Annotated in this window: 7 protein-coding genes; 2 read left to right on the top strand and 5 right to left on the bottom strand. The window is 68.5% G+C overall.

Going from position 1 to position 7,521, the window contains the following annotated elements:
- Positions 1 to 117: 117 nt before the first annotated feature.
- The 5 genes from QH470_RS00335 to QH470_RS00315 all read right to left on the bottom strand — a co-directional run bounded on the left by QH470_RS00335 (position 118) and on the right by QH470_RS00315 (position 4,737).
- Positions 118 to 534, bottom strand: a complete 417-nt coding sequence (locus QH470_RS00335; protein ID WP_280270201.1) for a nuclear transport factor 2 family protein — start codon at positions 532 to 534, stop codon at positions 118 to 120.
- Positions 531 to 1,415, bottom strand: a complete 885-nt coding sequence (locus tag QH470_RS00330; RefSeq protein ID WP_280270200.1) for a TIGR03619 family F420-dependent LLM class oxidoreductase — start codon at positions 1,413 to 1,415, stop codon at positions 531 to 533. The genes QH470_RS00335 and QH470_RS00330 overlap by 4 nt, the downstream gene beginning before the upstream one ends.
- A 25-nt stretch (positions 1,416 to 1,440) precedes the next feature.
- On the bottom strand, positions 1,441 to 2,607 hold the full coding sequence (locus QH470_RS00325) for a thiolase domain-containing protein (RefSeq protein ID WP_280270199.1): 1,167 nt from the start codon (positions 2,605 to 2,607) through the stop codon (positions 1,441 to 1,443).
- A gap of 67 nt (positions 2,608 to 2,674) precedes the next feature.
- Positions 2,675 to 3,706, bottom strand: a complete 1,032-nt coding sequence (locus tag QH470_RS00320) for a thiolase domain-containing protein (protein WP_280270198.1) — start codon at positions 3,704 to 3,706, stop codon at positions 2,675 to 2,677.
- A gap of 32 nt (positions 3,707 to 3,738) precedes the next feature.
- Positions 3,739 to 4,737 (bottom strand): Zn-ribbon domain-containing OB-fold protein, encoded by a 999-nt coding sequence (locus QH470_RS00315; RefSeq protein WP_280270197.1) that lies wholly within the window; start codon positions 4,735 to 4,737, stop codon positions 3,739 to 3,741.
- 80 nt (positions 4,738 to 4,817) lie between these two features.
- Between QH470_RS00315 and QH470_RS00310 the strand changes: the two genes are divergently transcribed.
- Both QH470_RS00310 and QH470_RS00305 read left to right on the top strand, forming a co-directional pair.
- A complete protein-coding gene (locus tag QH470_RS00310; protein WP_280270196.1) occupies positions 4,818 to 5,855 on the top strand; it encodes an LLM class F420-dependent oxidoreductase in 1,038 nt (345 codons plus the stop codon).
- A 30-nt stretch (positions 5,856 to 5,885) separates the two neighbouring features.
- A complete protein-coding gene (locus QH470_RS00305) occupies positions 5,886 to 7,427 on the top strand; it encodes an acyl-CoA synthetase (protein ID WP_280270202.1) in 1,542 nt (513 codons plus the stop codon).
- The last annotated feature ends 94 nt before the right edge of the window (positions 7,428 to 7,521 follow it).

Raw genomic sequence — 7,521 nt, 5'->3', positions numbered from 1 at the left:
ACCCCCCCCCCCCCCCGGGGCCCCAAACCCACTCCCCCGCCCCTGTTTGGGCCGGTAACCCCCCCCCCCGGGTGTGCCCCCCCCAAAATCCGGGGGCGGGTTTGACGGAGGTTGGCGTCAGGCCGGTCGCATGGTCTGCATGGCGCGGTCGGTCTCCCAGAACGCGCGCAGCGCCGCGATCTTGCCCGCGTCGTCCACGCGGTAGGTGAACACGCCCTCGGCGTCGATCACCTGCCCGCCGATGTGGGTGCGGATCAGGCCGGTGAACGCCACCTCGTTTCCGCAGGCGAAGGAGTCGCCGAAGTGGAATTCGATCGATTCGGTGGCGGCGATCGCCTTGTCCCAGAACGCCCCGATGGCCTCGCGGCCGCGATGGCCCCGGCCCTCCGGGTCGAAGACCGAGGGCCCGATCGGGTCCTCGACGATCCCGTCGGCGGCGAACAGCTCCAGCCAGGCCGCCTTGTCGCGGGTACGCACCGCGGCCTGCGAGGCGTGCCCGGCGACCCGGGCCGGATGGTCGGTCGTAGTCGTCATGCGGTTGCTCCGATCGGTTCGGCGATGAACTGCGCGGCGAAGCGGTGCAGCGATTCCTGCTTGGCTGCCAGGTCGGCGTCGAAGCCGAGCCCGTCGAAGACCCACGGCACCACGATGGTGTCGGTGACTCCCGCGGCGGCCAACTCGGAGTAGCCGGTCCGCCCGAAACGGTCTATACAGACCACTTGGATTTCGAAAGACTGGTCAGTTCGGCCGTATTCGGTACGCAGCTCGGTGAGTTTGCCGATGGTTTTGCAGATGTCCTCGTATTTCATCATCGCCGAGCACCAGCCGTCGCCGACACGCGCCGCTCGGTGTAACGCCGGCTCGGTATGACCACCGATGTAGAACGGCACCGGATGCTTCGGCGCCGGACTCATCTGCAACGGTCCGAAATCGAAGAATTCACCGTGGAATTCGACCATCCCGCCGCCGAGAACAAGTTGGATGACCTCGATCATCTCGTCGACCCGCGCGCCGCGGCGCGCATAAGGAACGCCGCACCATTCGAATTCCTCCGGAGCCCACCCGATTCCCACCCCGAATCCGAACCGGTCGCCACTGAGCGCCGCGACCGATCCCACCTGCCGCGCCAGCAGCAGCGGATGCCGGGAGCCGAGCTTCAGAACGTTGGTGTAGAACCGGATGTCGCTGGTCACGGCGGCCATGGCGGTGGCGCCGACGAACGGATCCACCCACGGTGTCTCCGGGCCCCAGAACCTGCTGCCGTCCGGTGTATAGGGGTATTTCGCCACCTGATTCTGCATATAGAACAGCGAATCCGGCAGCGCGATACCGGCGAATCCGCATTCTTCCGCCGTTTTCGCCAGCTCCGGAAGTTGTTCGAGTGGGCTCATCGCGATCCCGAGCGTGAATTTCACGACGCCGCCCCGGCGTGGCCGTGCCTCACGGGCGCTCCGATCCCACGACCCACATCGAGAAGTACTGCGACCCGCCGCCGTAGGCGTGCCCGAACGCCTTGCGCGCGTTCTCGACCTGGTAGTCGCCGGCGCGGCCCATCACCTGCTTGGCCGCCTCGGCGAAGCGGATGAGGCCCGAGGCGCCGATCGGGTTGGAGCTGAGCACGCCGCCCGACGGGTTGACCGGCAGTTTCCCGCCGATCTCGGTCTCGTGGGCGTCGGTGAGCTTCCAGCCCTCGCCCTCGGGCATGAAGCCCAGGTTCTCCAGCCACATCGGCTCGAACCAGGAGAACGGCACGTAGATCTCGGCGGCGTCGATCTCCTCCAGCGGGTTGGTGATGCCCGCCTGCTTCCACAGCGCCGCGGCCGCGTCCCGGCCCGCCTGCGGGCTGACCTGATCGCGGCCCGAGTACGCGAGCGGTTCGGTGCGCATGGCGGTGCCGTGCACCCACCCGACCTTCTTGCCCGACGACTCGGCTGCCCGCGCCGAATCCTCGTCGCCGAGCACGATCGCGCAGGCGCCGTCGGAGGAGGGGCAGGTCTCGTCGAATCGGATCGGGTCCCACAGCATCTGCGACGCCAGCACCGACTCCATGGTGATGTCTGCCTGCTGCAGATGAGCCAGGGGATTCTTGGCGCCGTTGCGGCGATCCTTCGCCGCGACCATGGCGCCGATGTGCAGCGGCGCGTTGGACCGGCGGATGTAGGCCCGCACGTGCGGCGCGAAGTACCCGCCCGCGCCCGCGCCGACCGGCTTGGTGAACGGGACCGGATTCGACAGCGCCCACATGGCGTTCGATTCCGACTGCTTCTCCCACGCCACCGCGAGCACCTTGCCGTGCACGCCCGCCTGCACGTGATTGGTCGCCACGATGCCGGTGGAACCGCCGACCGAGCCCGCGGTGTGCACGCGCAGCAGCGGTTTCCCGGTGGCGCCCAAGGCATCCGCCATGAACAGCTCCGGCATCATCGAACCCTCGAACAGGTCCGGCGCCTTGCCGACCACGACGGCATCGATGTCGGCCATGGTGAGTTCGGCGTCGTCCAGCGCGCGATCGATCGCTTCGCGGCACAGGCCCGCCATGGACACGTCGGTCCGTTTCGTCACGTGATGGGTTTGTCCGGTGCCGAGCACCGCGGCAGGGTTGGTCATCGTGCCTCCTGTGTCTTGCGGGACACCCGCACCCGGTCGGCCCGACGACGGGCTGCGCAATTGTTCGTCATCGTGCCTCCAATGTGGACACCAGATTCTGTTGCAGCGCAGGGCCACTCGCCGCATGGGCGAGGGCGCGGTCCGCGGTGCCGTTCATGATCGCCGTCGCGGCGAAGCCGATCCGTTCCAGTCCGGCCGAGAACATCGGGTTGCCCGCCAGCGGACCGCCCGAGGGGTTGATCCGGGTCGAATCACCCAGTCCCAGCGCCTCTTTCAGGATCAGCTGCTCGTGACTGAACTGCGTGTGCAGCTCGGCGACATCGAATTCCGCCGTGTCCCCGTTGCGTACCGCCTGCGCGGCCGCGGCGGCAGACGGCGAGGAGGTCAGATCGCGAGCGCCCAGGATCGGCGTGTCGATGCGATGCGCCATCCCGGTCAGCCAGGCGGGACGCTCGCACAGTTCGCGCGCGCGGTCACCGGTGGCCAGCACGATGGCCGCGGCGCCGTCGGTGATCGGGGCGATGTCGTGCTCGCGCAGCGGATCGGCGACATACGGTGCGGCCAGCCGCTTTTCGATCTCCGCGGCGTCGGCGGCCGAGACCGCGGCCATGTCCCGCTCGGTCCAGCGGCCGGCGTCGAGCCCGGCCCGCGCCTGCAGTCCGGCCATCGAGACGGCGTCCGGCCACAGCGGCGCGACCAGATACGGATCGGTCTGCAGTGTGAGGACCTGGCGCAGCGTGCCGGCGGAGGCCTTGCCGAAGCCGTAGACCAGCGCCGTCTTCGCCTGCCCGGAGCGCAGTTTCACCCAGGCCTCGTACAGCGCCCAGGCGGCGTCCATCTCCACGTGCGATTCGTTGATCGGCGGCACCGCGCCGATCGAGTCGATCGCCGAGATGAACGAGAAGGCCCGTCCGGCAAGGTAATCCGAGGATCCGGAGCACCAGAAGTCGATGTCACCGACCGTGATGCCGAGCTTGTCGTACAGGTGCCGGAAGCAGGGCACCAGCATCTCGACACCGTTGGTGGTGCCGTAGGTCTCCGGGACGTGCGGTGCGTGCGCGAAGCCCACGACCGCGATGTCGGTTGCGTTGTTGCTCAAGATGTTTCAGCTCTCTTCCGAAGCGCTGGGCGCTACAGGTGCTGCGCGAAGGTCTCGTAGTCGGCGTCGGGCTCGCCGGTGGGCTCGAAGTGCGAGATGTTGTCCAGGCCCTCGTAGGTCCACTCCTCGCGGGGTTTCCAGGAGGCCTTGACCCGCATGCCCATCCGCACCTCGGTCGCCTCGCAGCCCAGCACCAGATGCAGGAACGGGATGTCGCTGCCGTCCAGCAGCACATAGGCGGCCACGTACGGCGGCTTGATGCGCTGGCCCTGAAACGGCACGTTGACGATGCAGAAGGTGGTGACGACGCCGGTATCGGCGAGGTCGACATAGTCCTCGGTCGGCTCGCCCGTGCGCGGGTCGGCGCCGCGCGGCGGGAAGTACACCTTGCCGTCGGCGGCGCGCGCGCCGACCAGTCGGCCCTCGGCGATGCCGCGCAGGAACACCGTCTCCTGGGGCGCCGCGGTGTGCTTGTAGCTCAGGTCGATCGGCGTGACGATGCCGGTGACGGGCTCGGCGTCGACGGCGGAATCGGCCGGGGCGGTGGAGATTTCACCGGGCTCGAAGCAGACGATGTCGTGGATGCTGCCGGTGCGCTCGGCCGCCCAGCGCGCCCGCACCCGCAGGCCGGTGCGCAGCTCGTCGGCGGAGTCGACGTCGACAGCGTGCAGCAGCGCGGTGTCCGCGCCGTCGAGCTTGATCAGCGCCCACCCGAAGGGGCGGTCGAAGGGCTGGCCGGGCAACGGCTCCCGCACCCAGCTCCAGCTCTGCACGGTGCCCACGTCGGCCACGTCGACGAAATCGGTCAGCGCGTCGGCGGTGACCGGATCGTATTCGGCCGGTGGGACGAAGACTCGCCCGTCGGAGCCGCGCACGCCGACGATCCGGCCGTCGCGCAGGCCCGTGAGGAACCGTCCGATGGTCGGCCCTACCGAGCGGGTGTAGTCGAACTTCATGCGTAGTTCCGCGGCGAGCACGTCGGGAGTGGTTCCCGTTTTCGGGCCACTTCCTTCGGCGATTGTGCCGGTCATGGTGTTCCCCTGAGTCACGATATCGAGTAGAACAGGTTCTTATTCTGGTGGCAAGAGCGGGGCTCGGAAGGGAGTCGATCATGCGGTTCGGATTGCAGCTCGGATATTGGGGCGCGAGCCCGCCGGAAAATGCCGCGGAGTTGGTCGCCGCGGCCGAGGAAACCGGTTTCGACGCCGTGTTCACCGCGGAATCCTGGGGTTCGGACGCGTTCACTCCACTGGCCTGGTGGGGGTCGCGGACGCATCGGGTGCGGCTGGGCACCTCGGTCGTGCAATTGTCGGCGCGCACGCCCACCGCCACCGCGATGGCCGCGCTGACCCTCGATCATCTCAGCGGCGGGCGGCACATTCTCGGGCTCGGCGTTTCCGGCCCGCAGGTGGTGGAGGGCTGGTACGGCCAGCCGTTTGCCAAGCCGTTGCAGCGGACCCGCGAGTATGTCGGGATCGTCCGGCAGGTGCTCGCCCGCGAGGCGAAGGTGGTGAGCGCGGGCCCGCATTTTCCGCTGCCCTACGACGGACCGGGCGCGAGCGGCCTCGGTAAGCCGCTCAAGCCGATCACCCACCCGCTGCGTGCGGATCTGCCGATCTGGCTGGGCGCCGAGGGGCCGAAGAATGTGGCGCTCACGGCCGAGATCGCCGACGGCTGGCTGGCGATCTACTACACGCCGCGGCTGGCCGGGATGTACAACGAATGGCTCGACGAGGGATTCGCGCGGGCCGGTGCCCGGCGTTCGCGCGAGGATTTCGAGATCGCCGCCACCGCGCAGGTCATCCTGACCGATGATCCGCGCGCCGAACTCGACCGGCTGCGCCCGGTGCTGGCGCTCTATATCGGCGGCATGGGCGCGGAGGAGCTGAACTTTCACGCGCAGGTATATCGGCGGATGGGGTACGGGGACACCGTCGACGAGATCACCCGGCTGTTCCGGTCCGGTCGCAAGGACGAGGCGGCGGCCGCCGTGCCCGACGAGCTGATTCTCGACACGACGATCATCGGCGACGAGGCGCATGTGCGCGAACAGCTGAAGGTGTGGGAACAGGCGGGCGTCACGATGCTGCTGGTGAGCGTTCGCGACGCCGCGCAATTCGAGGCGCTGGCACCCCTTGTTCGCGTATAGAACACGTTCTAGATTCGAGGAGTGACTTCGATGGAGCCGGCGCAGCAGCTGGGATTGTGGAATATCGCCGCCGCCGCACCCGAACGGATCGCGGTCGTCGATCCGTCGGGTCGGCAGGTGAGTTACGCGGAATTGGCCGGGCAGGCCGATCGGATCGCGAAGGGCTTGCGGGCCAAGGGACTACGCGCCGGTGACGTGCTGGTGTCGATGGTGCACAACAGTGCCGAGGCGCTCGCGGTGTACTTCGCCGCCTACCAATCGGGCCTGTACATCGTCGCGGTGAACTGGCATCTCACCGGGCCGGAGGTGGCCTACATCCTCGGCGACAGCGAGGCGAAGGTCTTCATCGCCGACGAGCGCTTCGCCGCGGCCGCCCGGATCGCCGCCGACGAGGCGAATCTGCCTGCGGCCGCGCGGTATTCGGTGGGCGAGGTCGAGGGGTTCCAGCCGCTGGCGGAGCTGGGCGCGGGGGAGACCGGCCGTCCCGACGACCGCACCACCGGCGCGCCGATGCTCTACACGTCGGGCACCACCGGTCGCCCCAAGGGCGTGCGCCGGCCGCTGACCGGCGCCGACCCGGATGTCGTCGGGCCGCAGGCGACCGGATTCTTCGGCCTGTTCGGCATCCGGCCGTTCGACGACCACGTCCACATCTGCGGTTCGCCGCTCTATCACACCGCCGTGCTGAACTTCGCCTCCATCTCGATTCAGTTGGGGCACAAGGTCGTTCTGATGGACAAGTGGGACCCGGAGGAGATGCTGCGGCTGATCGATCGGCATCGCGTGACGCACAGCCACATGGTGCCGACCCAGTTCCACCGGCTGCTGGCGCTGCCGGAGGAGGTGCGCGCGAAGTACGACGTGTCCTCGCTGCGCTGCATGATCCACGGGGCGGCGCCGTGCCCGCAGGAGACCAAGCGCCGGATGCTGGAGTGGTGGGGCCCCGTCGTCACCGAGTACTACGCGGCGACCGAGGGCGGCGGCACGTCGATCAGCGGCGAGGAATGGCTGCGCAAGCCCGGTTCGGTCGGCAAGGCGTGGCCGTACGCGGTGGTGAAGGTGCTCGACGACGACGGCAACGAGGTGCCGCCCGGCGAGACCGGCACGGTCTACATGAAGATGGGCGGCTCGAACTTCGAGTACCACAAGGACAAGGCCAAGACCGCGGACGCACGCGTCGGCGACCTGTTCACCGTCGGCGACATCGGGCATATGGACGAGGACGGCTACCTCTACCTGCACGACCGGCGCTCCGATCTGATCCTGTCCGGGGGAGTGAACATCTATCCCGCCGAGATCGAGGGCGAACTGATCACGCATCCGAAGGTCGCCGACGTCGCGGTGTTCGGCATCCCGCACGACGACTGGGGACAGGAGGTCAAGGCGGTCGTGCAGCCGGCTCCGGGCGTGACCCCCGACGACGCGCTGACCCGCGAGCTGATGGAGTTCGCCGCGAGCCGCCTGGCCAAGTACAAGCTGCCGCGCAGCATCGACTACCTGGACGAACTGCCCCGCGACCCCAACGGCAAGCTCTACAAGCGCAAGATCCGGGACCTGTATGTGAAGGCATAGGCGGTCCCGCCCTGACCTCGCCCCCCCGGGCGGTGCGGCCGGCGGGGGGAAGTAGGTGGACCCTGACGCGTTTAGCCGGTGGGCCCACGCGGCG

The sequence above is a fragment of the Nocardia wallacei genome (assembly GCF_029868745.1).
Lineage (GTDB): Bacteria > Actinomycetota > Actinomycetes > Mycobacteriales > Mycobacteriaceae > Nocardia > Nocardia wallacei_B.
The sequence above is the reverse complement of the archived record's forward strand: the minus strand, read 5'-3'. Positions and strand labels throughout refer to the sequence as shown.

Coding starts and splice junctions, on each gene's coding strand:
- QH470_RS00335 (WP_280270201.1), bottom strand. CDS start 534: ATGACGACTACGACCGACCATCCGGCCCGGGTCGCCGGGCACGCCTCG.
- QH470_RS00325 (WP_280270199.1), bottom strand. CDS start 2,607: ATGACCAACCCTGCCGCGGTGCTCGGCACCGGACAAACCCATCACGTG.
- QH470_RS00315 (WP_280270197.1), bottom strand. CDS start 4,737: ATGACCGGCACAATCGCCGAAGGAAGTGGCCCGAAAACGGGAACCACT.
- QH470_RS00310 (WP_280270196.1), top strand. CDS start 4,818: ATGCGGTTCGGATTGCAGCTCGGATATTGGGGCGCGAGCCCGCCGGAA.
- QH470_RS00305 (WP_280270202.1), top strand. CDS start 5,886: ATGGAGCCGGCGCAGCAGCTGGGATTGTGGAATATCGCCGCCGCCGCA.